At 68.9% G+C, this 24,764-nt stretch carries 25 protein-coding genes; 22 read left to right on the top strand and 3 right to left on the bottom strand.

The window, feature by feature from the left end; all coding sequences use genetic code 11:
* Window positions 1–45: 45 nt before the first annotated feature.
* From BN1313_RS02790 to BN1313_RS02695, 20 genes are all read left to right on the top strand, one after another.
* Entirely contained in the window at window positions 46–2,859 is a 2,814-nt protein-coding gene (locus tag BN1313_RS02790) for a [protein-PII] uridylyltransferase (RefSeq protein ID WP_091736292.1), read from the top strand.
* Window positions 2,859–4,445, top strand: a complete 1,587-nt coding sequence (murJ, locus tag BN1313_RS02785; protein WP_245620068.1) for a murein biosynthesis integral membrane protein MurJ — start codon at window positions 2,859–2,861, stop codon at window positions 4,443–4,445. The genes BN1313_RS02790 and murJ overlap by 1 nt, the downstream gene beginning before the upstream one ends.
* 157 nt (window positions 4,446–4,602) lie before the next feature.
* Window positions 4,603–5,637: a tryptophan--tRNA ligase gene (gene trpS, locus BN1313_RS02780; protein WP_091736290.1), complete on the top strand. Its 1,035-nt coding sequence runs from the start codon at window positions 4,603–4,605 to the stop codon at window positions 5,635–5,637.
* A gap of 99 nt (window positions 5,638–5,736) precedes the next feature.
* Window positions 5,737–6,306 (top strand): NifU family protein, encoded by a 570-nt coding sequence (locus tag BN1313_RS02775; RefSeq protein WP_091736287.1) that lies wholly within the window; start codon window positions 5,737–5,739, stop codon window positions 6,304–6,306.
* Window positions 6,307–6,383: 77 nt separating this feature from the next.
* Window positions 6,384–6,971, top strand: coding sequence for a tRNA (adenosine(37)-N6)-threonylcarbamoyltransferase complex dimerization subunit type 1 TsaB (tsaB, locus tag BN1313_RS02770; protein WP_245620216.1), 588 nt, complete (start codon window positions 6,384–6,386; stop codon window positions 6,969–6,971).
* An 8-nt stretch (window positions 6,972–6,979) separates the two neighbouring features.
* Window positions 6,980–7,423, top strand: coding sequence for a GNAT family N-acetyltransferase (locus BN1313_RS02765; protein ID WP_091736281.1), 444 nt, complete (start codon window positions 6,980–6,982; stop codon window positions 7,421–7,423).
* A 72-nt stretch (window positions 7,424–7,495) separates the two neighbouring features.
* Window positions 7,496–7,867 (top strand): Fur family transcriptional regulator, encoded by a 372-nt coding sequence (locus BN1313_RS02760; RefSeq protein WP_342666785.1) that lies wholly within the window; start codon window positions 7,496–7,498, stop codon window positions 7,865–7,867.
* A gap of 10 nt (window positions 7,868–7,877) precedes the next feature.
* A complete protein-coding gene (gene miaB / locus BN1313_RS02755) occupies window positions 7,878–9,239 on the top strand; it encodes a tRNA (N6-isopentenyl adenosine(37)-C2)-methylthiotransferase MiaB (RefSeq protein ID WP_091736277.1) in 1,362 nt (453 codons plus the stop codon).
* Window positions 9,236–10,237: a PhoH family protein gene (locus tag BN1313_RS02750; RefSeq protein WP_091736275.1), complete on the top strand. Its 1,002-nt coding sequence runs from the start codon at window positions 9,236–9,238 to the stop codon at window positions 10,235–10,237. The genes miaB and BN1313_RS02750 overlap by 4 nt, the downstream gene beginning before the upstream one ends.
* On the top strand, window positions 10,234–10,698 hold the full coding sequence (gene ybeY / locus BN1313_RS02745) for an rRNA maturation RNase YbeY (protein ID WP_245620067.1): 465 nt from the start codon (window positions 10,234–10,236) through the stop codon (window positions 10,696–10,698). Before BN1313_RS02750 ends, ybeY begins: the two co-directional genes overlap by 4 nt.
* Window positions 10,691–11,614, top strand: coding sequence for a hemolysin family protein (locus BN1313_RS02740; protein ID WP_091736273.1), 924 nt, complete (start codon window positions 10,691–10,693; stop codon window positions 11,612–11,614). The genes ybeY and BN1313_RS02740 overlap by 8 nt, the downstream gene beginning before the upstream one ends.
* Window positions 11,611–13,173, top strand: a complete 1,563-nt coding sequence (gene lnt, locus BN1313_RS02735) for an apolipoprotein N-acyltransferase (protein WP_091736271.1) — start codon at window positions 11,611–11,613, stop codon at window positions 13,171–13,173. The genes BN1313_RS02740 and lnt overlap by 4 nt, the downstream gene beginning before the upstream one ends.
* Window positions 13,174–13,224: 51 nt before the next feature.
* Entirely contained in the window at window positions 13,225–13,644 is a 420-nt protein-coding gene (locus tag BN1313_RS02730) for a helix-turn-helix domain-containing protein (protein ID WP_091736269.1), read from the top strand.
* Between the two features lie 103 nt (window positions 13,645–13,747).
* A complete protein-coding gene (metK, locus tag BN1313_RS02725; protein WP_091736266.1) occupies window positions 13,748–14,968 on the top strand; it encodes a methionine adenosyltransferase in 1,221 nt (406 codons plus the stop codon).
* A gap of 35 nt (window positions 14,969–15,003) precedes the next feature.
* On the top strand, window positions 15,004–15,657 hold the full coding sequence (gene trmB / locus BN1313_RS02720) for a tRNA (guanosine(46)-N7)-methyltransferase TrmB (RefSeq protein ID WP_091736264.1): 654 nt from the start codon (window positions 15,004–15,006) through the stop codon (window positions 15,655–15,657).
* Between the two features lie 88 nt (window positions 15,658–15,745).
* Window positions 15,746–16,657: an aldo/keto reductase gene (locus BN1313_RS02715; RefSeq protein WP_091736261.1), complete on the top strand. Its 912-nt coding sequence runs from the start codon at window positions 15,746–15,748 to the stop codon at window positions 16,655–16,657.
* An 8-nt stretch (window positions 16,658–16,665) separates the two neighbouring features.
* Entirely contained in the window at window positions 16,666–17,454 is a 789-nt protein-coding gene (locus BN1313_RS02710; protein WP_091736258.1) for an aminotransferase class IV, read from the top strand.
* Between the two features lie 43 nt (window positions 17,455–17,497).
* Window positions 17,498–17,995 (top strand): A24 family peptidase, encoded by a 498-nt coding sequence (locus BN1313_RS02705; protein ID WP_091736255.1) that lies wholly within the window; start codon window positions 17,498–17,500, stop codon window positions 17,993–17,995.
* A 71-nt stretch (window positions 17,996–18,066) separates the two neighbouring features.
* On the top strand, window positions 18,067–19,452 hold the full coding sequence (locus BN1313_RS02700) for a leucyl aminopeptidase family protein (RefSeq protein ID WP_091736252.1): 1,386 nt from the start codon (window positions 18,067–18,069) through the stop codon (window positions 19,450–19,452).
* Window positions 19,449–20,270, top strand: a complete 822-nt coding sequence (locus tag BN1313_RS02695; protein ID WP_091736248.1) for a C40 family peptidase — start codon at window positions 19,449–19,451, stop codon at window positions 20,268–20,270. Before BN1313_RS02700 ends, BN1313_RS02695 begins: the two co-directional genes overlap by 4 nt.
* Window positions 20,271–20,337: 67 nt before the next feature.
* Here the strand turns inward: BN1313_RS02695 and BN1313_RS02690 are convergent, their stop codons facing one another.
* Complete coding sequence (locus BN1313_RS02690; protein WP_091736246.1) at window positions 20,338–21,027, bottom strand: c-type cytochrome; 690 nt, start codon at window positions 21,025–21,027, stop codon at window positions 20,338–20,340.
* Between the two features lie 157 nt (window positions 21,028–21,184).
* Here BN1313_RS02690 and BN1313_RS02685 point away from each other — a divergent pair, with 157 nt between their 5' ends.
* Both BN1313_RS02685 and BN1313_RS02680 read left to right on the top strand, forming a co-directional pair.
* Window positions 21,185–21,919 (top strand): 3-deoxy-manno-octulosonate cytidylyltransferase, encoded by a 735-nt coding sequence (locus BN1313_RS02685; RefSeq protein WP_091736243.1) that lies wholly within the window; start codon window positions 21,185–21,187, stop codon window positions 21,917–21,919.
* Window positions 21,920–21,935: 16 nt separating this feature from the next.
* Window positions 21,936–22,775, top strand: a complete 840-nt coding sequence (locus tag BN1313_RS02680) for a prephenate dehydratase (protein WP_091736240.1) — start codon at window positions 21,936–21,938, stop codon at window positions 22,773–22,775.
* On the opposite strand, the gene BN1313_RS02675 is transcribed toward BN1313_RS02680, so the two are convergent.
* Together BN1313_RS02675 and nudC are read right to left on the bottom strand one after the other, a co-directional pair.
* Complete coding sequence (locus BN1313_RS02675) at window positions 22,740–23,825, bottom strand: carboxylesterase family protein (RefSeq protein WP_141653061.1); 1,086 nt, start codon at window positions 23,823–23,825, stop codon at window positions 22,740–22,742. The genes BN1313_RS02680 and BN1313_RS02675 overlap by 36 nt on opposite strands.
* Entirely contained in the window at window positions 23,822–24,763 is a 942-nt protein-coding gene (nudC, locus tag BN1313_RS02670) for an NAD(+) diphosphatase (RefSeq protein WP_091736234.1), read from the bottom strand. The genes BN1313_RS02675 and nudC overlap by 4 nt, the downstream gene beginning before the upstream one ends.
* Window position 24,764: the final 1 nt, after the last annotated feature.

Below are 24,764 nucleotides of genomic sequence, written 5' to 3'. Positions count from 1 at the left end.
GACTGTGGGCGAGACAAATAAACTGGCCTATATCGTTCCTACGCCATGCCGCCCCGCCTTCGCCCGACCCGCCTGGAATATGTCGTCGACGGCCTGAAGCTGCGCGCGCAGTTGTCGACGGCGGCGCTGGAGCTTGTCGGGGACGAGCGCGGCCAGCGGGCGGCGGCGCTGGACATCCTCAAGGGCGCCCTGTTCCGCGGTCGGATGATCGCCAAGGAGCGCCTGGAGAACGGCGCAGGCGGCATCGAGACCTCGCGGCTCCTCTCCGGCGTCACCGACGAGGTGATCACCGCGCTCTGGGACTTCACCACCACCCATATCTTCCGCGCCCGCAATCCCACCGAAGGCGAGCGGCTGGCCCTGATGGCGGTGGGCGGCTACGGGCGCGGCACGCTGGCGCCCTTTTCCGACATCGATCTGCTGTTCGTGCGGCCCTACAAGGCCACCGCCCATACCGAGAGCGTGATCGAATATATGCTCTACGCCCTATGGGACCTGGGCTTCAAAGTCGGCCACGCCTCGCGGACGGTCGAGGAGTGCGTGAAGCTCTCCCGCGAGGACTTCACGATCCGCACCTCGATCCTGGAGGCGCGGCGTCTGGCCGGCGACGAGGCCCTGGCCGCCGACCTGCTCCGCCGCTTCGCCAACGAGGTCGTGAAAGGCACGGGCGCCGAGTTCGTCGCCGCCAAGCTGAAGGAACGCGACGAACGCCATAAGCGCGCCGGCGCCACCCGCTATCTGGTCGAGCCCAACGTCAAGGAGGGCAAGGGCGCCCTTCGCGACCTCAACACGCTGTTCTGGATCGCCCAGTACCTGCATCCCGGCGAGCCGATCGAACGGGTGATGCAGCTGGACATGTTCAACGGCCGTGAGGTGCGCACCTTCATTCGCGCCTTCGACTTCCTGTGGGCGGTGCGCAGCCATCTGCACTTCGCCACAGGACGGCCGGAAGAGCGCCTGACCTTCGACCTGCAGCCGGAGATCGCCCGGCGAATGGGCTATGGCGACCGCCCGGACAACCCTGCGGTCGAGCGCTTCATGCGGCGCTACTTCCTGATGGCCAAGGAAGTCGGTGCGCTGACGCGGGTGTTCGCCGCCAAGCTGGAAGCCGACGAGGTCAAGGTCGAGCCGCGCGGAATCTCGCGCTTGCTGCCGGCGCGCAGGCCCAGGCGCAAACCGCTGGACGAACCGGGCTTCATCGAAGTCGGCGGGCGCATCGACGTCGAGGGGCCCGAGACCTTCGAGCGCGACCCGATCAACCTGTTGCGGCTGTTCAAGATCGCCGACGAGCGCAACCTCGACCTGCACCCCGACGCCTTCACCGCCGCCGTGCGGTGCGCGCCCCTGATCACCGCCGCCGTGCGGCGCGACCGGCACGCGGCCAAGGTGTTCCTGGACGTCCTGGCCCGCGGCAAGGATCCCTACCGCACGTTGAGCCTGATGACGGAATCCGGCGTGCTGGGCCGCTACATGCCTGAGTTCGGCCGCATCGTCGCGCAGATGCAGTTCAACATGTACCACTCCTATACGGTGGACGAGCACACCCTGCGGGCCGTGGGCGTGATCGCCGGCATCGCGGACGGGCGGTTCGCAGAGGACCACCCCCTCTCCACGACGATCATGCCGCTGATCGGCGATCGCGAGGCGCTGTTCCTGGCCATGTTGCTGCACGACACCGGCAAGGGCGGGGTCGGCGGGCAGGAGCTGGCCGGCGCGCGGGCGGCGCGGCAGGCCTGCGAGCGGCTGGGCCTTGATCGGTCTAAGATCGAGCTGGTCGCCTGGCTGGTCGAGCACCACCTGGTGATGAGCGACTTCGCCCAGAAACGCGACGTCGCCGACCCGCGCACCGTCTCCGATTTCGCCCGCATCGTGCAGAACCCTGAGCGGCTGCGACTGCTGCTGGTGCTGACCACCGCCGACATTCGCGCCGTGGGGCCGGGCGTCTGGAACGGCTGGAAGGGCCAGTTGATGCGCGAGCTCTACAGCGCCACCGAGGCGGTGTTCCGCGGCGGGCGCGGCTCCGACGCCGCCGCCGCGCTCCGGCGCTATCATCAGAACGCGGCGTACGACGCGCGGGTCTCGCTCGCCAAGGCGTCGCCGGGCGCAGAGGCCTGGGGCGACGCCATGGAGGACGCCTACTTCACGGCCTTCAGCACCGAAGAGGTCCAGGCTCACGCGCGCCTGGCGGCCAGAGCGGCCGGCGGGGGCGCAGGCGCGGCCGCGGAGGGCCGGATCGTCGCCGCCCGCAACGCCGCCGAGGTGGTGGTCGCCGCCACCGACCGCCAGCGTCTGTTCGTCGATCTGGCCGAAGCGATTACGGCCGCAGGCGGCAATGTGGTGGGCGCACGGGTGTTCACGTCCCGGGCCGGCCAGGCGCTCGACGTCTTCTATGTGCAGGACGCCACGGGGCGGCCCTATGGCGGCGAGAACGACCGGGTGCTGAGCCGCTTGGCCGACGATCTGGAGGCCGCCGCGCGCGGCCAGCCCAACGCCCGGGAAACCCGCCGCGGCGGCGACGCCAGCCGCACAGCGGCCTTCTCGATCACGCCGACCGCCATGCTCGACAACGACGCCTCGGAGACCGCCACGGTGGTCGAGGCCTCCGGCCGTGACCGTTCCGGCCTGCTGGCGGCCCTGGCTCACGTCATCGCCGACGCCGGCCTGTCCATCGTCTCCGCCCACATCGACGGCTACGGCGAGCGCGCTGTCGACGCCTTTTACGTGACCGAACCGGACGGCCAGAAGGTCAATGACGCAAAGAAGCGCCAGGCCCTGCGCCAGGCGCTGCTGGGCGCGCTGAACGCCGAGGACGCGCCGCGCGGCAATCTGCAGCGCGCCCGCGCCAGCATCGCGCGCTGATGTCGGAGAAGGCGGCGCGCGGCGGCGGGATGATCCGCTCGTCGATGATCTTTTCCGGCCTGACCCTTGTCAGCCGGTTCATGGGCCTGGCCCGCGACCTGGTGATCACCGCGCGCCTGGGCGCCAGCCAGACCATCGCAGCGGACGCCTACTATACGGCGCTGGCCTTCCCGAACCTGTTCCGCCGCATCTTCGCCGAAGGCGCCTTCGCCGCAGCCTTCGTGCCGGCCTATGCGCGCAAGCTGGCGGACGACGCCGGAGAAGTCGACGCCGACCGGTTCGCCGCCGATGCGCTGGCCACGGTGGCGGCCGCCACCGTGGCGCTCACCGTCGTCATCCAACTGGCCATGCCCTGGCTGATGTACGCCATCAACCCGGGCTTCGTGGACGACCCGGCCAAGTTCAAGCTGGCGATCCTGCTGACCCAGATCACCATGCCCTACCTGCCCTGCATGGCGATCGCGTCGCTGTTCTCCGGCGTGCTCACGGCGCGAGGCCGGTTCATCATCTACGGCGCCTATCCGACGGTGCTGAACATCGTGATGCTGGCGATCGTCCTGCCGCAGCATGAGCCCGTGGCCGCAGCCTACGCGGCCTCGATCGGCGTCATCATCGCCGGCGTGGGTCAGGCGGCCCTGTGCGGATGGGGCGCGCATCGTTCCGGCGCCAGAATCCGACTCGTACGACCCAGCCTGACGCCGGACATCAGGGCGCTGATCACGCTCGCCATCCCAGCGGCGATCGCCAATAGCGCGACCCAGATCAATATCTTCATCTCAGGCATCCTGGCGAGCCAGGTCGCCGGCATGCGGGTCTGGATGAACGTGGCTGACCGCCTTTACCAGCTGCCCATGAGCCTGGTGGGCGTGGCCATCGGCGTCGCGCTCTTGCCGCGTCTTTCGAAAGCCCTGCAGGCCGACGACCAGGCCGACGCCCAGGCCTCCATGGACCAGGGGATCGTCTTCGCCCTGGCCTTCAGCCTCCCTGCCGCGGCGGCGCTGCTGGCCATGCCGACCTATCTGATCGACGCGCTGTTCACCCGCGGCGCCTTCACCGGATCGGACGCCGCGGCGACGGGGGCGTTGCTCTTTCACTACGGGTGGGGCGTGCCGGCCTTCGTCCTGCTGCGGATCCTGCAGCCCGCCTTCTTCGCGCGGCAGGACACGAAGACGCCGATGCGCTTCTCGCTGATCTCAGTGGCCGTGAACATCGCCTTAGGGGTCGCCCTCTTCTACGCCATCGGCTTCCCCGGCATCGCCATGGCCACCTCGATCGCGGCCTGGATCACCGTCTGCCAGATGAGCGCGAGCCTCATGCGGCGCGGCGTCTACCGTCCCTCGGCGCGCGCCTGGTCGAAGATCGCGCGCATCGCCGGCGCGAGCGCCGTCCTCGGAGGCGGCCTGGCGCTGGCGGCCCACTTCCGCGGCGCGATTGAGGACGTCATCCCGGCAAAGGAAATCGGGGTGCTGCTGATCTGTACGGCGGGCGGGGCGCTGTATCCGGTCCTGCTGTTCGCCTCAGGCGGCCTGACCTTCGCCGAGGCCAAGGCGGCGCTGCGTCGGCGCGGCGGGGCCGCCTTGCCATGATCGGGCCGGGCTTCTAGTTTACCCGCGATGGCGCAACGACCGACTTCGGCTCTCGCGAATGGGCGATGGCGATAAACGCCCACGACCCTGCTTGTGCGGGCGCACGCCCGCGCGCTTTCGCATAGCCATCGCCACCCTGCCTTAAAGAGCCTCTCCCATGACCGAAGAGTCCCCTGTCCTGTATCAGGGTCCCAAACGCGTGCTGTCCGGCGTCCAGCCGTCCGGCGACCTGCATCTTGGCAACTACCTCGGCGCGCTCGCAAAGTTCGCCCGCATGCAGCACGAGACCGACACCTTCATCTTCGTCGCCGATCTGCACGCCATCACGGTCTGGCAGGACCCGGCCAAGCTGAAGGATCAGGTCCGCGAAATCGCCGCAGCCTACCTGGCCACCGGCCTGGACCCCAAGATCGCCACCATCTTCCCGCAGTCGGCGGTGCCCGAACACGCTGAACTCGCCTGGATCTTCAATTGCGTCGCCCGCCTCGGCTGGCTCGACCGCATGACCCAGTTCAAGGAGAAAAGCGGCAAGCACAAGGAGCGCGCGAGCGTCGGGCTCTACACCTATCCGGTGCTCCAGGCGGCCGACATCCTGATCTACAAGGCCACCCATGTGCCGGTGGGCGAGGACCAGCGCCAGCATCTCGAATTGACCCGCGACATCGCCGCCAAGTTCAACCACGACTTCGACGCGCCGGGCTTCTTCCCCCTGCCCGATCCGGTGACGCAAGGGCCGGGCGCGCGGATCATGTCGCTGCGAGACGGGACGGCGAAGATGTCGAAGTCCGATCCATCGGATAATTCGCGGATCAACCTGACCGACGACGCCGACGCCATCGCCCAGAAGATCCGCAAGGCCAAGACCGACGCCGAGCCCCTGCCGGAGACCATGGATGGGCTGGCCGAACGGCCGGAGGCCCGCAACCTGATCGGCGTCTATGCTGCCCTGGACAGCCGCAGCGACCAGGACGTGTTGACCGAGTTCGCCGGCCAGGGTTTCGGCGCCTTCAAACCGAAACTCGCCGACCTGGCGGTCGCCAAACTTGCGCCGATCGGCCTGCAGATGCGCAGCCTCTTGGCGGACAAGGCGCAGATCGACGCCATCCTGGCCGACGGCGCCTATCGCGCCCGCAACGCCGCAGCCCCGACCCTGGCGGAAGTGAAGGCCAAGGTGGGCTACTGGGCGGGCTGAACGGGCGGGCTGAACGGGCGGGCTGAACTCGATCCGCTTCTAGAATTGCTGCGAGGGCCGAAGCTTGCGCCATGGCTCTCGCGGCGCCACATCTGCGACATGTTCATCCAGACCGAACCGACGCCGAACCCGGAAGTCCTGAAGTTCCTGCCTGGCCGCGAGGTCATGGGCGAGGGCGCGCGCGATTTCCGCGACAGCCTGGACGCCGAGGACTCGCCCCTGGCGACCGACATCTTCCAGATCACCGGGGTCGAGCGGGTCTATTTCGGGCCTGAGTTCCTGACGGTGGAAAAGCAGCCCGCCGCCGACTGGAGCCATCTGAAGGCGCCGGTCCTGGCCGCGATCATGGACCACTTCACCTCCGGCCGGCCCCTGTTCACCACCGAACAGGCCGACGCCCAGCACGAGGGCGGCGACTATGAAGGCGACGCCGCGCAGATCGTCGCCGAGATCAAGGACCTGCTGGACAGCCGGATCCGCCCGGCGGTGGCCCAGGACGGCGGCGACATCCTGTTCTCCCGCTTCGAGCCGGACACCGGCGTGGTCTGGCTGAACATGCGCGGCGCCTGTTCGGGCTGCCCGTCATCGACGGCGACCCTGAAGGCCGGCGTCGAGGGCATGTTGAAGCACTATGTGCCCGAAGTGACCCGCGTCGAGCAGACGCTCTGACGTCACCAGGCCTGATCGCGCTGGGCGTCGACACCTGTCTCGGCGCCTGTTCGGTCGCCCTGGCGCAGGGCGACCGCATCCTTAGCCATCGCATCGAGCCGATGGAGCGCGGCCACCAGGAGCGCCTGGCGCTGATCGCCCAGGCCGTCGTCGCCGAGGCGGGCGTCGATTTCGCCGAGATCGCTCGGGTGGGCGCGACCGTCGGGCCCGGCTCCTTCACCGGACTTCGCGTCGGCGTCGCCTTCGCCAAGGGTCTGGCGTCGGCCCTGAGCGCAGAAACCGTGGGCGTCAGCGTCTTCGAGGCGCTGGCCGCCGACCGCGAAGGCCTGGTCTTCGCCGCCATCGACGCCCGGCGCGACCAGATCTACCTGCAGGGCTTCAATGATGGGCAGGCGCTCGATCCGCCACGGGCCGCATCCCTTGAGGCCGCTGTTCTGACGATCCGCGCCGCCGGTCGCGCCGTGACCGTCATCGGCTCCGGCGCCCCGGCCCTGGCCGCACAGCTGCCGGGCGTTCACCTTGTCGAGGCGGCCTGGGCCGACCCTCGGGTCGTCGCGCGCCTCGCGGCCCGACGCGCGGCATCTCCCTTGAAGCCGCTGTACCTGCGCGCGCCCGACGCACGGCTTCCGGGCGGCCTGCCCGGCCCGCACGCAGACGCCCTGTGAAGCTCTCCATGGTGACCCCTGACGAGGCCGACGACCTGGCGGCGGTGCACGCCCAGGCGTTCGCCAAACCCTGGGACGCCGAGGCCTTCGCCGAACTGCTGGCCGGCCCAGGGGTGTTCGGCTTCGTGGCGGCGAAAGACGCGCCCCAGGGGCTGATCCTGTGCCGCGCAGCGGCCGACGAGCTGGAGATCCTGACCGTCGCGGTGGCGCCCGACGCCCGACGCCGCGGGGTCGCGAAGGCCTTGATGACGGCGGCGATAGCGGCGGCGCGGGCCGCGGGCTCGTCGCAGGCCTTCCTGGAGGTGGCGGTCGACAACATGGAGGCCGTCGGGCTCTACGCGGGCCTCGGCTTCCGCCGCTCAGGCGTTCGCAGGGCCTACTATGACCGCGGGCCGGACGGCCAAATCGACGCGCTTGTGATGCGGCTCGACCTTGCGGCTTCGAACGCCTAAAATCGCAACACCATGCAACCGGCGAGAGCAACTGTGGCGGACCGTATCGAAAAGCTCTGCATCGAAAAGGGCATGCGGATGACCGAACAGCGTCGCGTCATCGCGCGCGTGCTGTCCGCCGCCGACGATCACCCCGACGTCGAGGAACTGCACCGTCGCGCCCACCAGGTCGACCCGCACATCTCGATCGCGACCGTCTACCGGACCGTGCGCCTGTTCGAAGAGGCGGGCATCATCACCCGCCATGACTTCCGCGACGGGCGCTCGCGCTACGAAGAGCACCAGGACACGCATCACGATCACCTGATCAACATGAAGACGGGCGAGGTGGTCGAATTCGTCGACGCCGAGATCGAGGCCCTGCAAGAGGCCATCGCCCGCAAGCTCGGCTTCAAGTTGATCGACCACCGCCTTGAACTCTACGGCGTGCCGGTTGAAGGCTGACCCCGTCACGATGGCTGAGACCCCTGCGCCGAAGAAGCTCTTCATCAAGAGCTACGGCTGCCAGATGAACGTCTACGACAGCGAGCGCATGGCCGATGTGCTGGCCCCGCTGGGCTATGTGACGACCGACCAGCCGGACGGCGCCGACATCGTCATCCTCAACACCTGCCACATCCGTGAGAAGGCCACCGAGAAGGTCTATTCCGAGCTCGGCAAGATTCGCGAGATGAAGGAGGCCATGGCCCAGGATGGCCGTGGCGCCATGACCATCGCCGTCGCCGGTTGCGTCGCCCAGGCTGAAGGCGCCGAGATCATGCGCCGGCAATCGGCCGTTGACCTGGTCATCGGCCCGCAAGCCTACCACCAGCTGCCCGAGTTGATCGCCCGCACCCACCGCGCCCGCGGCGAACGGCTGGCGGCGGACTTCGCGCCCGAAGAGAAGTTCGACGCCCTGGCGCAGACGCCACGGCGGCCGGGCGGCGTCACCGCCTTCCTGACCGTGCAGGAAGGCTGCGACAAGTTCTGCACCTTCTGTGTCGTGCCCTACACCCGCGGCGGTGAGTGGTCTCGGCCGGTGGAGGACATCCTGACTGAGGCCCGCGCCCTGGCCGCCCAAGGCGTTCGCGAAGTCACCCTGCTGGGCCAGAATGTGAACGCCTACGCGGGCGAACACGGATTGGCGAACCTGGCGGGGCGGCTCGCCGAGATTCCGGGCCTCGAGCGGATCCGCTACACCACCAGCCACCCCCGTGACATGGCCGAAGACCTGATCGCCGCCCACGGCGAGATGTCCGCCCTGATGCCCTATCTTCATCTGCCGGTGCAGTCGGGGTCGGACCGGATCCTGCGCGCCATGAACCGCGGCCATTCGGCGAAGGCCTATATCGACCTTGTCGGCCGCATCCGGGGCGCGCGGCCGGACATGGCGCTCTCCAGCGACTTTATCGTCGGCTTTCCGGGCGAGACGGAGGCCGACTTCGAGGCGACCCTCGAACTGGTCCGCCAGGTCGAATACGCCTCTGCCTTCACCTTCAAATACTCGCGCCGTCCCGGCACCCCGGCCGCCACGCTCGCGGGCCAGGTCGACGAGGCGGTGAAGGATGAGCGGCTGGCACGATTGAACGCCTTGCTCGACAACCAGCAGCGCGCCTTCAACGCTTCCAAGATCGGCCAGACCCTGCCCGTACTGGTGGAGCGCCCAGGCCGCCATCCAGGCCAGGTGATTGGCCGCAGCCCTTATCTGCAGTCGGTTCATTTCGAGGCCGCTGAAAGCCTGATCGGCCAGATCGTTCCTGTCCGTATCGAGGCCGCCGCCAAGATGAGCCTGGCCGGCGTCCTGTCGAACGCCGCGGCCGTTCCGGAGCCCGCGTGAGCCGCACCACCGAGTTTGTCAGCCTGTCGGACGTCGCCCTGCGGGCCGTGTCCGGTCCCAACAGTCGCCACGCCGCCCTGATCGAAGACGCCTTCGACGTGCTGCTGGAAACGCCGGGCGGGGGTGTCGCCGTCACCGGCGACACAGGCGGGCGCGCCATGGCCAAACGCACAGTCGAGTCGGTCGCAGGCCGCGCCGACAGCGCCCTTGAAGTCTCTGAGGCCGATATTCGCGTGGCCATCGGCGAAGCGCGGGGCGGCCGTACGCCGCGAACCGGCGGCCAGGCGGCCCAGGCCGCCCGCGCGGGCGCCGCTGGCCGCGGCGGTTCCCTGCCGGTCGGCCGGCGTGGGCAGGTCGCACCGAAAACCGCGACCCAGGCGCGCTATCTGTCGGCGCTGGCGGAGTCCGAGCTGGTGTTCGGCCTGGGTCCGGCCGGGACCGGCAAGACCTTCCTGGCCGTCGCCCATGGCGCCGGCCTGCTGCTGCGCGGCGAGGTCGAGCGGCTGGTGGTCAGCCGCCCCGCGGTCGAGGCCGGCGAGCGTCTGGGCTTCCTGCCAGGCGACCTGAACGAAAAGGTCGATCCCTATATGGCGCCCGTCTGGGAGGCGCTGACCGACATCATGGGGGCCGACCAGCTTCGCCGTCGCCGCGAGAAGGGCGAGATCGAAGTCGCGCCGATCGCCTTCCTGCGCGGCCGCACGCTGAGCCACGCCTTCGTCATCGTCGATGAGGCGCAGAACGCCACCCGGCTGCAAATGAAGATGGTGCTCACCCGCCTGGGCGAAGGCTCGCGCATGGCGGTGACCGGCGACCCCAGTCAGATCGACCTGGTCAACTCCCGCGATTCCGGCTTGTCGCACGCCGTCGGTCTGCTGGAAGGCGTCAAGGGCATCGGCGTGGTCCGCTTCTCCGGCGAGGACGTGGTGCGCCACCCGCTGGTCGAGCGGATCGTGCGCGCCTACGACGGCGAGACGGCTCAAGCCTCGCGGCTGGCTTGATCGACATCGAGATCGAAGATGAGGCCTGGGCGCGCGTCCAGGTCGACGCGCGCGGCCTGGTCCAGGCGGCGGCCCTCGCCGTCCTGGCGCGCCACAGGCGCGCCGACGCTGGACTATGCGTGTTGCTGGCTGATGACGAGGCCGTCGCCGAACTGAACCAGCAGTTCAGGGGCAAGTCCGGACCGACGAACGTCCTGTCCTTTCCCGCCGGCGATAACCCTGAGGGATCGCTCGGCGATATTGCGCTGGCTTACGGCGTCTGCGTGCGCGAGGCGGCTGAGCAGGGCAAGACGCTGGCGAGCCACCTGCAGCACCTGACGGCCCATGGCGTGCTGCATCTTTTGGGGTATGACCATATCGACGACGGCGAGGCCGAGATCATGGAAGATCTCGAGCGCGCCATCCTGGCTGATCTGGGGATTTCCGACCCCTACGCAGCCGTCGAGGGAGACCATGACTGACCCGGACTCTCGTCGCGACGCCGCTTCCGGCCCGAAAGGCCGGCGCGGCGTAAGGGCCCTGTTGGACCTGTTCCGCAAACCCGCGCCGCCGGGCGGACCCGCGGAGAGCGACGCTTCTCAGGCGCAGATCGCGACCAATGAAACCCTTGTCCTTCAGGCCCGGGCCTTCCAGGACCTGCGCGTCCACGACGTCATGAAGCCGCGCGCGGATATCGTTGCGGTCGAACGGGGCTGCCCGTTCTCCGAGCTGGTGGACCGTTTCGTCGTCGCCGAACACTCGCGCATGCCGGTCTACCGCGACACCCTCGACGAGCCGGTGGGCGTGGTCCACGTCAAGGACGTCTTCCGCCTCATGGCCCGAAAGACGCGGCGGCCCAAGCCGGAGGACCAGCTGTTGCAGGGCCGGCACAATCTGGTGCGCAAGGTGCTCTATGTGCCGCCGTTCATGCGCGCGTCAGAGCTGATGTCGATGATGCGCGCGCGGCGCAGCCACATGGCCCTGGTCATCGACGAGTTCGGCGGCGTCGACGGTTTGGTGACGCTTGAGGATCTGCTGGAGGCCCTGGTCGGCGACATCGCCGACGAGCACGACGAGGACGGGGATGGCGTGGCCCCCATCGCCGAGGACAAGCATGGCTGGCTGGTGGATGGCCGCCAGCCCCTGGACGACCTGGAGGCGGTGCTGTCGCTGGGCGTCCTCTCGCCGCCCGATCTGGACGAAGAGATCGACACAGTCGCGGGCCTCCTGAACACCCTGGCCGGCCACGTCCCTCAGCGTGGCGAGAAGATCGAACACGCCTCGGGCCTGGTGTTCGAGGTCATGTCGGCTGACCCCAGACGGGTCAAGCGCGTGCGGATCCGGCCCGCGCCGACCCCGATCGCCCACTCGATTCTCGACGAGCCCACTGGAAAATGACCTGGCTGAACTCGCCCTGGACCGTTCGCGCCTTGTGCCTGCTGGCGGGCGCCGCGGCGGGCCTGGCCCATCCGCCGTTCGGCGCGACGCTGGGCCTGCTGGGCTATGCGCTCCTGATGTCGCGGCTGGACGTGGCCGCGTCCTGGCGCTCGGCCCTGTTCCGCGGCTGGCTGGCCGGCCTGGGCTATTTCGCGGTGGGTGTCTGGTGGATCGTCGAGCCCTTCATGGTCGACGCGAAAAACCAGGGTTGGATGGCCCCCTTCGCCCTGGTCCTGATGGCCGCGGGGCTCGCCCTGTTCTGGGGTCTGGGCGGCCTGATTTATCGCCTGGCGCGGCCGCAAGGCCTGTGGCGCGCCGTGGTGTTTGCTGGCGCCTTCGCCGGCGCCGAATGGTTGCGCGGGCACCTCTTCACCGGCTTCCCCTGGAACCTACCGGGCGAGACCTGGCGCGCCGGGTCGGCGCCGTCGCAGATCGCCTCGTTGATCGGCGCCTATGGGTTGACCTGGGTGACCTTGGCCTTGGCGGCGGCGCCGGCGGTCCTGTTCGACGCCAGCGCGCGGCGTGGACGGTTGATCGCCGCCGGCGTCATGGCGGCGGCCCTGGCCGGGCTCTACGGTTATGGCGAGGTTCGCCTCGCCCAGGCGCCGGAACCGGCGTTGTCGGCGCCGCTTGTGCGCATCGTCCAGGCCAATATCGACCAGAAGGACAAGTGGCGGCCTGAGAACCTGGACCTGATCGTCCGCACCTACGCTGATCTCTCACGCCGCCCGGGCGCCCCGAAGGTGGTGATCTGGCCGGAAGGCGCGTTGCCTGCGGTCCTGCAGGACCTGACGGCGCCGGAAAGCCCTTACGGCCCGCGGCTCGCCCAGGCGATCCGGCCGGACGGCGTCCTGCTCATGGGGGCCAATCGCGCGGGCGTGAGGCCCGACGGGCGCGTCGACTACTTCAACAGCCTGGTCGCCCTGCGCCGCGCCGGCGGATCCGTCCGCATCGAGGCGGCCTACGACAAGCGTCGGCTTGTCCCCTTCGGCGAGTTCCTGCCGACGAGGGACTTCGCCACCCAGATCGGCCTGCGAAGCCTGGTCCACATGCCCGAGGACTTCACCGCCGGGCCGCCGCCCACCCCTATGGCGCTGGCGGGGCTGGCCCCGTTCCAACCGCTCATCTGTTACGAGGCGCTCTTCCCCGGCTTCGCCCGCGATGCGGCGATCCGCGGCGAAACGCGTCCGGCTTTCCTGCTCAACGTCTCCAACGACGCCTGGTTCGGCGCCACCAGCGGGCCCCTGCAGCACCTCAACATCGCCAGCTATCGGGCGATCGAGGAAGGCCTGCCGCTGATCCGCGCAACACCGACCGGCGTTTCCGGGATTATCGACGCCCATGGCCGGATCAACGCCGCTCTGGGCCTCGGAGATCTGGGCGTGATCGATGCGCCGTTGCCGCCGGCGCTGCCAAGCACAGTCTACGGTCGGGTAGGCGACCTTATATTTTCAGTTTTCCTGACGCTGTCCCTAGGCTTGGCCGCGCATAGTCGGCTGCGCCGACCCGCGATTGCTTGACGCACCCCCCAGCTATTCCACCTTCGCCAAGCTTTCGCTATTTGAAGGACCATGGACAAGCTTGCGGGTACGGACACCGGCCCCAATCCCATCGATCGCCACGTGGGTCTGCGGATCAGAATGAGACGCAAAGAACTTGGCGTGAGCCAGGAGAAGCTGGCCGAGAGCATCGGGCTGACATTCCAACAGATCCAGAAGTACGAGCGCGCCGCCAACCGGGTCAGCGCCTCCAAGCTGTTTGAAGTTTCACAGGCCCTAAATACTTCCGTCGCCTATTTCTACGAAGGCCTGCATGACGCCGCCTCTAACAGCACGGCGAGCGCTGGCCGCAGTGACGCCGTTCAGGATTTCCTGCTGACCAGCGAAGGCATGGAGCTGGCCTCCGCCTTCCCGCGGATCAAACAGGGCCGTGTCCGCCGCAAGGTTCTCGATCTGGTCCGAACCCTGAGCGAGGAACCCTCCGCGGTCTGACCACCGACACTCCATATAAGGCGATCCTTATGCGCCTTGGCGGCTCAGCCACATCGCTCTATAGGCATGGGTCCGTGCGTTCAGACCGATCAGGAGCGACCCGTTGAGCCGTTCGAGCTACATCTTCACGAGCGAAAGCGTGTCCGAGGGCCATCCGGACAAGGTCGCCGACCGGATCTCCGACACCGTCGTCGACGCCTTCCTGAGCGTTGAGCCCCAGGCCCGCGTGGCCTGCGAGACCCTGGTCACCACGAACCGGATCGTGCTGGCTGGCGAAGTGCGCGCCGGTCGGCCGGGCGCGTCCAAGGCCGAGAACAAGGCTTTGAACAAAGAGATCATCAATGGCCTTGAGGACCAGATCCGCGCCGCGGTGCGCGAGATCGGCTACGAGCAGAAGGGCTTCCACTGGGCCAAGGCCAAGTACGCCTGCCACCTGCACCCGCAGTCCGACCATATCGCCCAGGGCGTGGACGCCTCGGGCAACAAGGACGAGGGCGCGGGCGACCAGGGCATCATGTTCGGCTTCGCGTGCGACGAGACGCCGAACCTCATGCCGGCGACCCTGCAGTACAGCCACGACATCCTGCGCAAGCTGGCCGAGGTGCGTCACTCCGGCGAATGCCCGGTGCTGGAACCCGACGCCAAGAGCCAGGTCACCCTGCGCTATGAGAACGGCCGCCCCGTCGAGGTGCTGCAGATCGTCGTCTCGACCCAGCACAAGAAGCGCGTCGGCCTGCACATCGCCACGCCCAAGCGCATCGAACAGGTGATCCGGCCCTATGTGGAGGGCGTCTTCCCTGAAGGCCTGCTCACCAAGAACACCCAGTGGCACGTCAATCCGACCGGCCGCTTCGAGATCGGCGGGCCTGACGGCGACGCCGGCCTGACGGGCCGCAAGATCATCGTCGACACCTACGGCGGCGCCTCGCCGCACGGCGGCGGCGCGTTCTCAGGCAAGGACCCGACCAAGGTCGACCGCTCGGCGGCCTACGCCTGCCGTTACCTGGCTAAGAACGTGGTGGCCGCCGGCCTCGCGCGGCGCTGCACGATCCAGATCAGCTATGCGATCGGCGTCGCCCAGCCGCTGTCCTTCTATGTCGATCTGCATGACACGGGCCTCGTCGATCCCACCAAGCTGGAGATGATCCTGCCCGAACTGATCGGCGGGGCGACCCCGCGGGCGATCCGCGAGCACCTGGGCCTCAATCGGCCGATCTATGCGCGCACGGCGGCCTATGGCCATTTTGGCCGGACACCGGACGCCGAAGGCGGCTTCTCCTGGGAGAAAACCGACCTCGCCGACCAGCTGCGCCAGCTGCTTTAGCGCAAGTGTCAGGCTCTGGGGCGGACCATCCGCCCATGCGCTCCTTCGGCCGCATCAAGTCGCGGCCGATCAAGCCCCGGCAGGCGGCGCTGATGGACACGCTGCTGCCGAGGCTGCGCGTGCCGCAAGGCGCCGTGGATCCGGCCGCCCTCGCACCCGAAGCGAAGGAAGTCTGGCTCGAGATCGGCTTCGGCGGCGGCGAGCACATGGCCGCCCAGGCCAAGGCGCATCCCGACGTCATGATCATCGGGGCCGAGCCGTTCCAGAACGGCGTCGCCAGCGCCCTTCGCCACATCGATGAAGGCAGGCTCGACAATGTGCGCCTGTACGACGGCGATGTCCGCGAGCTGCTGTCGCGGCTCCCGAACGCCTGCCTGAGCCGCGTCTTCATCCTGTTTCCTGACCCCTGGCCGAAAGCCCGCCACCACAAGCGCCGGCTGATCCAGGCCGAGCTCGCCGGCGACCTAGCGCGGCTGCTCAGACCTGGCGGGGCGCTGCGCTTCGCCAGCGACTGGGCCGACTACGTCGACTGGACGCTCGCCATCCTTAGGGCCGAACCCGCCTTCGCCTGGACCGCCGAGGCGGCGGACGACTGGCGTCTGCCCCCGGCCGACCACGTCACCACGCGCTACGAGGAAAAGCAGCTGGGCGACTGTCGTCCTGTTTTTCTGGACTTCCGCCGCGTCTGAAGCGCTCGACGCAGGCCTGAGGCCCTGTAAGCTTGGCTCTGAAGTCGCGTCAGGCGACGATCACAGAACACACTTTGGGAGAGACCCGATGCAGACGCGCCGCATCGCCCGGACCGACCTTGACGTCAGCGTCATCGGCCTCGGCTGCAACAATTTCGGCCGGATCGACCAGGCCGCCACCCAGGCCGTCGTCGACGCCAGCCTGAACGCCGGAATCAACTTCTTCGACACCGCCGACATGTACGGCGACGGCCTGTCGGAACAGTACCTCGGCAAGGCGCTCGGAGAACGCCGCAAGGATGTGATCATCCTGACCAAGTTCGGCGCGCGCACCGGCGGCGCCCGCGACAATGTCATGTCGTGCGTCGAGGCGAGCCTGCAACGCCTCGGGACCGACTATATCGACCTCTACATGCTGCATTTTCCAGACGCCAAGACGCCCATCCTGGAGACCCTGCAGGCGCTGAACGACCTGATCGCGGCGGGCAAGGTCCGCCACATCGCCTGTTCGAACTTCTCGACGGCCCAGCTCGAGGAAGCTGACCGCGTCGCCAAGGACGCCGGCCTCGTCGGCTTCGCCTCCACCGAAGAGGACTATTCGATCCTCAAGCGGGACATCGAGGCCGAGGTCCTGCCGACCATCGGCAAGCTGGAGCTCAGCCTGCTGCCCTATTTCCCGCTCGCCTCGGGCCTGCTGACCGGCAAGTACAGGCGCGGCGAGGCGCCCGCGGAAGGCACACGTTACGCCGGCAACATGGAACGCTTCGGCAAGGCGTTGTCGGATGAGAACTTCGACCGAATCGAACGCCTGACCGCCTGGGCGGAGGCTCGCGGCCATTCGATCCTCGAGCTCGCGTTCGCCTGGCTGCTGGCCGACCCCAAGATCCCGTCCGTGATCGCCGGCGCCACAAAGCCCGAACAGGTCAAGGCCAACGCCGCGGCCGGCGACTGGATCCTGACGCTCGCCGAGCAGGACGAGGTTCGCCAGCTGGCGCTCTGAGCCGGGCCATGGCCGACCTCGTCCCCGCGGACGATCGCGGATTCACCCTCGGCGACGGGCTGTTCGAGACCGTGCTGGCAGTCGACGGCGACATGCCTCGGCTGGCGGCGCACCTCGCACGCATGGCCGCCGGCTGCGCGATCCTGGGCCTGCCAGCCCCAAACGCGCGGGCGATACGCGAAGCGGCCCTGCAGGCGCTGGGCGCGGCGAGTCTCATGGCTGGCCGTGCGGCCGTGCGGCTGACCTACACTGCCGGCTCCGGGGGCCGTGGCCTCGATAGGCCGGCCGCGCTAGCGCCCCGACTGGTCGCCACCGCAGCGCCTTCGCCTAAACCGCTCGCGCCGGCGCGCCTCGCCGTCGCCAGCATCCGTCGAAACGACCGCTCGCCAGCCAGTCGGCTGAAGACGCTGGCCTACCTCGACAACGTCCTGGCGCGCGAAGAGGCCCGGGCCGCCGGCGCCGACGAGGCGATCCTGCTGAACACCCTTGACGAAGTGGCCTGCGCGGGCGCGGCCAACCTTTTCTGGATCGAGGGGAAGGCCATGGTCACGCCGGCGCTCGCCTGCGGCGTGCTGGGCGGGATCATGCGCGCGAGCGTGCTGGCCGCAGCGCCCGCGCTCGATATTGAGGTTGTCGAGGTCCGCGCCGGCCTGGACCGTTTGCTGGCCGCCGACGCCGTTCTTCTGAGCAACAGCCTGATCGGCCTGCGGCCCGTCGCCAGCATCGACGGCCGAGCTTACGACCCCTGGCCTAAGCTTGCCGTGATCGAGGCGTCATCTTTCGCAGTTGAGCTATAGCCGCGCCGCAACCAGAGGTGGTACGCACCTTGTAACGAGTAAAATGAACCTGATTCACCTCATCAGCTTCCTGGCTTTTCCCGCGCTGACGATCGTCGCGGCGCTCTATGACGCGACAAGCTACCGAATTCCCAACTGGATCTCGCTTGCGATCCTGGCGCTGTTCGCCATCGCCGCGACGACCTCCGGCGTCAACCTGCCAACGATCGGCCTGTGCGTGGCCACGGGCGCCGCGATCCTGGTGATGGGCTTCGGGCTCTTCGCCCTGCGCGCGCTGGGCGGCGGCGACGCCAAGCTGCTCGCTGTGAGCGCGCTTTGGTTCGGCTGGCCGCAGATCAGCGTTTTCCTGCTGTGCACCGTGCTGGCCGGCGCCATCCTGGCGGTGGTGCTGGTGGTCATCCGATCGGATGCGGTCCGGCCGCACCTGCAGAATGGGCCGGCCTGGATCGCGCGAATATCGTCGACGGGCCGCGAGATGCCCTACGGCATCGCCATCGCCTGCGGCGCCCTGGGCGCGCTGCCGGCCTCGCCCCTGGCCTAGGTCGCGCCTGTTGCGGCCCGCCGCGATGCGGGGTCTGATGCGTTGGTGAAGATTTCCCGGGACGCCGAAGCATGACCGACCCCATCCTCGATACCGCCGACAGCGCCACGCCGATCCACGCCATCGGCCCGGACAAGCTGGAGGCGGCGCTTGGCGCCTTGCATCCCCTGGCCCGCGCCATGGCGACCCAGGCCAAGTTCGAGGCCAAGGCCGGCCAGGCCTTGGCCATCCCCGGCGAGGACGGCGGCGTTGATCGCATCCTGTTCGGCCTGGGCGCCAAGGCCGACCCCTGGAGCTTCCGCGGCCTGCCGACCAAGCTTTCGTCCGGCGCCTATAGGATCGCAGAGGCGCCGGCCGATCTGGATACGCGCAAGGCGGCGCTGGCCTTTGCGCTCGGGACCTATCGGTTCGGCCGCTACAAGCAGGCGCAGCCTGGCGACGGCCCCAGCCTGCTGGTCGAGGACGCCGCCATGGCGACGGCGGTGCGGAGCATCGCGCACGCCTGCGCGCTGGCCCGCGACATGGTCAACACCCCGGCCAACGACATGGGGCCCCTGCAGCTTGAGGCCATCGCCCGCGAGATCGCCCAGCAGTATGGCGCGACCCTGACCACCGTCGTCGGCGACGCCCTTCTGGAAGAGAACTATCCCGCGGTTCACGCCGTCGGCCGCGCCGCGGTCGAGGCGCGCAGCCCGCGCATGCTGGAGATCGCCTGGGGCGATCCCACCCATCCGCTCGTCGTCATCGTCGGCAAGGGTGTGGTGTTCGACACCGGCGGCCTGGACATCAAACCCTCCGCGGGCATGCGCCAGATGAAGAAGGACATGGGCGGCGCGGCCCATGCCCTGGCCCTGGGCCGGATGATCATGGCGGCGCGCCTGGCCGTACGCCTCGTGGTTATCACACCCGTCGTCGAGAACGCCATCTCCGGCGACGCCATGCGGCCGGGCGACGTTCTGGCGTCGCGCAAGGGCCTGTCCATCGAGGTCGGCAACACCGACGCCGAAGGCCGACTGATCCTAGCCGACGCCCTGACTCGCGCCGCCGAACTGGACCCGGTGCTGACGATCGACCTGGCCACCCTGACGGGCGCGGCGCGGGCCGCGCTCGGCCCGCAGTTGCCGCCCTTCTACACAGATGACGACGGCCTGGCGGCGGACCTCGCGCGCCATGCGGAGGACCAGGCCGACCATCTGTGGCGCATGCCCCTTTGGAAGGGCTACGAGGACGCGCTCGATTCCGACATCGCCGACCTGAAGAACGATCCGGACGGTTGGGCGCAGGCGGGCTCGGTGACGGCGGCCCTGTTCCTCAAGCGCTTTGCGCCGACCACCGGAGCCTGGATCCATTTCGACATCTTCGCCTGGAATCCGCGGGCGCGGCCGGGCTACCTCGCGGGCGGCGAGGCCCAGGCGATCCGCGCCCTCTTCGCCCTGCTGTCCGAGCGCTACGGATGATCGTCGACCCGCGGCTGACGCCGGTCCGCGACGGGATCGCCAGTCGCACACTGGAGGGAATCACTCCGGCCGAAGTCTATCTGGAGCCGCGGGCGATGGTCTGCGTGACACCGGCGACGGCGATCCGTGCTACCCCTGACGCGAGCGGCGAACAGGTCGACCAGCTTCTGTTCGGCGAGACCTTCTCGAGTGTCGAACAAGACGGCCTGTTCCTGTGGGGCCAGGCCGGCCGTGACGGCTATGTCGGCTTCGTCGCCATGGAGGACCTGGCCGCCGAAGGGGCCCCGCCGACCCATCGGATCAGCGCGCTGCGCACCTACGCCTTCGAGGCCCCAAGCATCAAGACGCGGGCGCGAGGCCCCTATTCGCTCGGGTCGCTGGTGCGGGTGACCGAGACCGAGGGCCGCCTCTCCCATGTCGACCGCGCAGGCTGGATCGCCACGGGTCATCTCGCCCCGATCGGCCTGGCCTTCGAGTCCGACGCCGCCGCGGTGGCCGAGCGGTTTCTGGGGGCGCCCTACTTGTGGGGCGGCCGCGAGAGCCTGGGGCTCGACTGCTCCGGCCTCGTCCAGCAGTCCCGCTTCGCCTGCGGCCAGGCCTGTCCCCGCGACACCGACATGCAGGCCGCCACTGGCCACGACGTCTCCGCCGAAGACCTTCGGCGCGGCGACCTCGTCTTCTGGCGCGGCCACGTGGCCATGATGCTGGACGCCTCACGCATCATCCACGCTAACGCCTGGCACATGGCCGTCGCGATAGAGCCTCTGGCGGAAGCCATCGCCCGAATTGGCGAACCGGCGGCGTTACGCAGGGTCTGAGAGCCCGCAAAAACCAAAAAGGCCCGCCGATCTCCCGGCAGGCCTTCCTGTTTCGTTGTGATCGCGCTTAGTGCGGTGCGGCGGCCGTGCCGCCCGGAGTCGCCGGCGCGGCCGCGGCCGGAACCGTCGTCGGCGCGCCCGCCGTGGGGGCAGCGCCGGGGGCGGCGCCCTCGGCCGGAGCGGCGCCTTCGGCCGGAGCCGCCGCAGCGGCCGGGTTCGGCGCCGGGATCGCAAAACCGGTCGATCCCTGGGTCCGCAGATAGGCGATCAGGTTGATGCGCTCGTCCTGCTTCTTCAGGCCGACGAAGGTCATCTTGGTGCCGCCGATGTACTTCTGCGGCGCCTTCACGAATTCATAGACGTGCTCGTAGTCCCAGACCGGCTGCTTGCCGCCGAACTCGGTCATGGCCGGCGAATAGGCGAAGCCGGCGTGGCCGCCGGGCTTGCGGCCCAGCAGGCCCCAAAGGTTCGGGCCGATCCCGTTCGGGCCGCCGCTGGAATCGGTGTGGCAGGCCTTGCACTTGGCGAAGACGGCTTCGCCGGCCTTCACGTCGGCGGTCGGCAGGACCGTGCCCCAATCGGGCGGGACCTCGGCCACGGCGCCGGTGGAGGCCTCTTCGACCACCTCGACCATGTAGCCGGGCTTCTCGACCTTTTGTTGGTCGAACAGCCCGCCGGAAACTTCACGCAGGCCGACGATCGCCAGGCCGACAGCCAGCACCGCGCCGGCGACTTTATTGAACGTAAGGTCGCTCATAGTCCTAAAATCGGCCCTCTCGCATCCGGCCGCAGACGGCCGGTTACAGGCGGGAATCCCCGCCCCCTGTATTGCGCCCGGCTCTCTTACACGCTACCGGCGCGGGCGCAACCGGCCAGTTGGGTCGTAGCAAAACCTCCTCGGGCCTGGGTCACGAATGTCCGCGATCGTCCTCATTCCTGCCCGCCTGGCGGCGACCCGCCTGCCCGGAAAACCGCTCGCCGAGATCGGCGGCGTGCCGATGATCGTCCGAGTCTGGCGCCAGGCCGTCGCCGCGGGCGTCGGACCCGTGGCCGTCGCCGCCGGTGACGCCGAGATCGTCCGGGCCGTGGAGGCCGGCGGCGGTCGCGCGGTGCTGACCGACCCCGCCCTTCCCTCCGGCTCCGACCGCATCCTGGCGGCCCTGGCCGAGCTCGATCCCAGGGGCGAGTACGAGGCGGTCATAAATCTGCAGGGCGACATGCCCTTCGTCGAACCCGCGATCGTCGGCGCCTGCGCACGGCTCTTGGCCGAAACGCCCTGCGATATCGCCACGCTTGTCGCGCCCGAGGCGAGCCCCGCCGACCGAACCAATCCGGACGTGGTCAAGGCGGTGCTGGCGATGAGGGACGCGCGCCGCGGCCAGGCGCTCTATTTCACGCGCTCGACGCTCTATGGCGACCAGCCGGTGTGGCGCCACATCGGCGTCTATGGCTACCGCCTGGAGGCTCTGAAGCGTTTCAACGCCGCTGCGCCGTCGCCGCTGGAACAGCGCGAGAAGCTTGAGCAGCTGCGGGCCATGGAGCTTGGTCTTTCCATCTGGGCGGAGGTCGCCGAGGCCGCCCCCATTTCCGTGGACACGCCGGCTGATCTGGCGCAAGCCCGCGCCCACGCTGAAACGACCGGTCGCTAGAGGAGGAGGGTCAACCATGAGCAAGGGACGGATCGCCTTCCAGGGCGAATTGGGCGCCAACAGCCACGAAGCCTGCACCACCCTCTATCCTGGGTGGGAGCCCGTGCCCCACGGGACCTTCGAGGACGCCTTCGAGGCGGTGAAGTCTGGTGACTGCGGCCTGGGGATGATCCCGGTCGAGAATTCCACCGCCGGCCGGGTGGCCGATGTGCACCACCTGTTGCCGTCGTCGGGGCTGAAGATCATCGGCGAACACTTCAAGCCGATCCATTTTCAGCTGATGGCCCAGAAGGGCGTGACGCTGGAGGAACTGACAACCGTAACCTCCATGCCGATCGCGCTCCACCAGTGCCGCAAGACGGTGAAGGCGCTCGGGCTTGAGGGCCGCGCGGCGGGCGACACCGCCGGCGCCGCGCGCATCGTCGCAGAAGGCGCGGACCGGACGGTGGCGGCGCTCGCGCCGGCGCTCGCCGCCGAGATCTACGGCCTGGACATCCTGGCGCGCGACGTCGAGGACGAGCACCACAACACCACCCGCTTCCTGATCATGACGGCGGAGACGAACCCGCCGGCGCCGGCCTTCACCGCCCCCTGCATCACCAGCGTGGTCTTTCGCGTGCGCAACATCCCGGCGGCGCTCTACAAGGCCATGGGCGGCTTCGCCACCAACGGCGTCAACGTCTCCAAGCTCGAGAGCTACATGGAAGACGGAGCCTGGTCGGCGACCTTCTTCTACGCCGAGGTCGACGGCCGACCCGAGGACCGCAATCTGGCCCGGGCCTTCGAAGAACTGCAATTCTTCTCCGAAAAGTTCGAGATCCTAGGGGTTTACCCAGCCGACCCTTTCCGCAGCTGAGGCCGAAGCTCTGGCGCCCAAGGCTGCGGCCGGCGGCGGCGGCATGACGCCGGGCGCCGCAACCATGATCGGCGCGACAGCGGGTAGGGGCTGGCCGATCGGCGCGGGCGCGCCCGATGGCTGCACGACCAAACCTGAGGCGGAGGACGGATCGGCCCGCCGCTGCTGGAACAGCCAAGTGCGCCAGCCCACCGACTGAGCCATGTCCGGCGGCAGCCGGTGGTCCATCCCGCGATAGACCGTCATCAGCGGATGGCCGCCGGCGCGGGCCAAGGCGCCCGCCCAGGCGAGGTCCGGACCGATCTCGGTGATGGTGTCGGCATCGCCGTGAATCAGCATCATCGGGGTGTCGGCGACGTAAGCGGCCAGCGATCGATCAGGTGGAATGGCGGAGAAGGCGACGACGCCGGCGAACATCTGCGGCCGCGCCAGCAGCGCCTGCAGGGCCGTGCCCGCGCCCATGGAGAAGCCGTTGAGATAGATCCGAGACCGGTCGATCGGCAGGGTTCGGACAAGCTCGTCGATCAAAGCCAGAATGTCGTCGAGGATCGGCGCGGGCTTGCTGGCGCGCTGGCCGTCCGTGCCCACCTCATAGTTGATCGTGCGGATCGCGCTCTGCGGCAGCAGCACATAGGCGGGCAACTGCTGGATCATCGCCGGGTCGGCCCAGGCCGTGCTGAACGGGCTGAGCTGGGCCAGGTTGTCGCGGCCCATCGGCGGGCCGGAGCTGTGCAGCACGATCACCAGCGGGAAGGTCTGGCCCGGGGCTGGAGGCGCGCCGGGAGCCAAGAGCCGATAGGGCAGGTCGCCGACACGACCCTTGAAGACGAAGGGTTTGAACGGGTCGACATAGGTCACCGTCGGGGTCAGGTCGGTGACGTAGGGCTGGGTCACCAGGGCCACGCCGTCTGGCGCGCGCCAGGTCGGCGGGGCGAAGACCGGCGGCGGCCGGGTGGTGGGCGTGAGCACGGCCGGCGGCGCGGCGGCGGCCGGCAGGGCCAGCAGCAGCACCGCAAGCGCGACCGCCATCTGCATTATGTCGCGCCTCAAGCTTCGTCGGCTCCGTTCTCGTGCGCCGCATCTTCATAGGCCCAGGCGTGCAGCAACTGGGCGGCGATAGCGATACGGTTCGGGGTCCGCAGGCCCTCGATGCGACCTTCCAGCAGGTCGCGCGCCTCGGCGCGGGTGAACCAGCGCACCTCTGAAAGTTCGGTCTGATCCGGCGTTCCCTCATCGTCCTCGACCTCGGCGATCAGGCCGATCATCAGGTTGGCGGGGAACGGCCAGGGCTGGCTGGAATGGTAGCGGACGCTGACAGCGCGCAAGCCCGCCTCCTCGAAAAGTTCGCGCGCGCAAGCCTCCTCGATGGATTCGCCCGGCTCCATGAACCCGGCCAGGGCTGAGAATTGCCCGGCGGGCCAGGACTCCTGGCGGCCCAGCATGACCCGCTCGCCGTGGCAGGCCAGCATGATAACAACGGGATCGGTGCGCGGGAAATGCTGCGTCGCGCAGGCTTCGCAGACCCGCTTCCAGCCGCCGTCGGCCTGGCGGCTTGCGTGGCCGCAGGCGGCGCAGAAGCGGTGGCGCCGACGCCATTCGAACATCGCCCGCGTCGCCGCCGCCATGGCGGCGTCCTCCGGGGACAGCCGCGCGGCCAACGGCCGCAGCTCCTCGAAAACACCAAGGCCAGCGAGAGGTCCGGCCGTCGGGTCATCGGACCCGTCCAGCTCCAGCGCGAAAACGGCCGCCGCGTCGCGAAGGCCCAGGAACAGCAGCGCCTCCGGACCGCCGGCGATCGCCTGGGCCATCGCGCCGTCGATCCAGGCGATCGCATCGCCCTCGACCAGGAATTTTCCGCTCCAGACCGCCATCACCTGGGCGGCGGGTTCGACCAGCTTGGTTGCGAGCCAGGCTGCGTCACCGCGCCGGTCGCTGGCGCGGTCCAGCGGGCTGCCGGCGAAGGTATTGCGGAAGGCGGAAAGGACCATA

It is taken from the genome of Phenylobacterium immobile (ATCC 35973) (genome assembly GCF_001375595.1).
GTDB lineage: Bacteria > Pseudomonadota > Alphaproteobacteria > Caulobacterales > Caulobacteraceae > Phenylobacterium > Phenylobacterium immobile.
This window is presented reverse-complemented; position numbering and strand designations above follow the sequence as displayed.

Bases quoted from the DNA above. Each gene is read 5' to 3' on its own strand.
- BN1313_RS02790 (WP_091736292.1), top strand. From the start codon at position 46: ATGCCGCCCCGCCTTCGCCCGACCCGCCTGGAATATGTCGTCGACGGC.
- murJ (WP_245620068.1), top strand. From the start codon at position 2,859: ATGTCGGAGAAGGCGGCGCGCGGCGGCGGGATGATCCGCTCGTCGATG.
- trpS (WP_091736290.1), top strand. From the start codon at position 4,603: ATGACCGAAGAGTCCCCTGTCCTGTATCAGGGTCCCAAACGCGTGCTG.
- BN1313_RS02775 (WP_091736287.1), top strand. From the start codon at position 5,737: ATGTTCATCCAGACCGAACCGACGCCGAACCCGGAAGTCCTGAAGTTC.
- BN1313_RS02765 (WP_091736281.1), top strand. From the start codon at position 6,980: ATGGTGACCCCTGACGAGGCCGACGACCTGGCGGCGGTGCACGCCCAG.
- BN1313_RS02760 (WP_342666785.1), top strand. From the start codon at position 7,496: ATGCGGATGACCGAACAGCGTCGCGTCATCGCGCGCGTGCTGTCCGCC.
- miaB (WP_091736277.1), top strand. From the start codon at position 7,878: ATGGCTGAGACCCCTGCGCCGAAGAAGCTCTTCATCAAGAGCTACGGC.
- BN1313_RS02740 (WP_091736273.1), top strand. From the start codon at position 10,691: ATGACTGACCCGGACTCTCGTCGCGACGCCGCTTCCGGCCCGAAAGGC.
- lnt (WP_091736271.1), top strand. From the start codon at position 11,611: ATGACCTGGCTGAACTCGCCCTGGACCGTTCGCGCCTTGTGCCTGCTG.
- BN1313_RS02730 (WP_091736269.1), top strand. From the start codon at position 13,225: ATGGACAAGCTTGCGGGTACGGACACCGGCCCCAATCCCATCGATCGC.
- trmB (WP_091736264.1), top strand. From the start codon at position 15,004: ATGCGCTCCTTCGGCCGCATCAAGTCGCGGCCGATCAAGCCCCGGCAG.
- BN1313_RS02715 (WP_091736261.1), top strand. From the start codon at position 15,746: ATGCAGACGCGCCGCATCGCCCGGACCGACCTTGACGTCAGCGTCATC.
- BN1313_RS02710 (WP_091736258.1), top strand. From the start codon at position 16,666: ATGGCCGACCTCGTCCCCGCGGACGATCGCGGATTCACCCTCGGCGAC.
- BN1313_RS02705 (WP_091736255.1), top strand. From the start codon at position 17,498: ATGAACCTGATTCACCTCATCAGCTTCCTGGCTTTTCCCGCGCTGACG.
- BN1313_RS02700 (WP_091736252.1), top strand. From the start codon at position 18,067: ATGACCGACCCCATCCTCGATACCGCCGACAGCGCCACGCCGATCCAC.
- BN1313_RS02695 (WP_091736248.1), top strand. From the start codon at position 19,449: ATGATCGTCGACCCGCGGCTGACGCCGGTCCGCGACGGGATCGCCAGT.
- BN1313_RS02690 (WP_091736246.1), bottom strand. From the start codon at position 21,027: ATGAGCGACCTTACGTTCAATAAAGTCGCCGGCGCGGTGCTGGCTGTC.
- BN1313_RS02685 (WP_091736243.1), top strand. From the start codon at position 21,185: ATGTCCGCGATCGTCCTCATTCCTGCCCGCCTGGCGGCGACCCGCCTG.
- BN1313_RS02680 (WP_091736240.1), top strand. From the start codon at position 21,936: ATGAGCAAGGGACGGATCGCCTTCCAGGGCGAATTGGGCGCCAACAGC.
- nudC (WP_091736234.1), bottom strand. From the start codon at position 24,763: ATGGTCCTTTCCGCCTTCCGCAATACCTTCGCCGGCAGCCCGCTGGAC.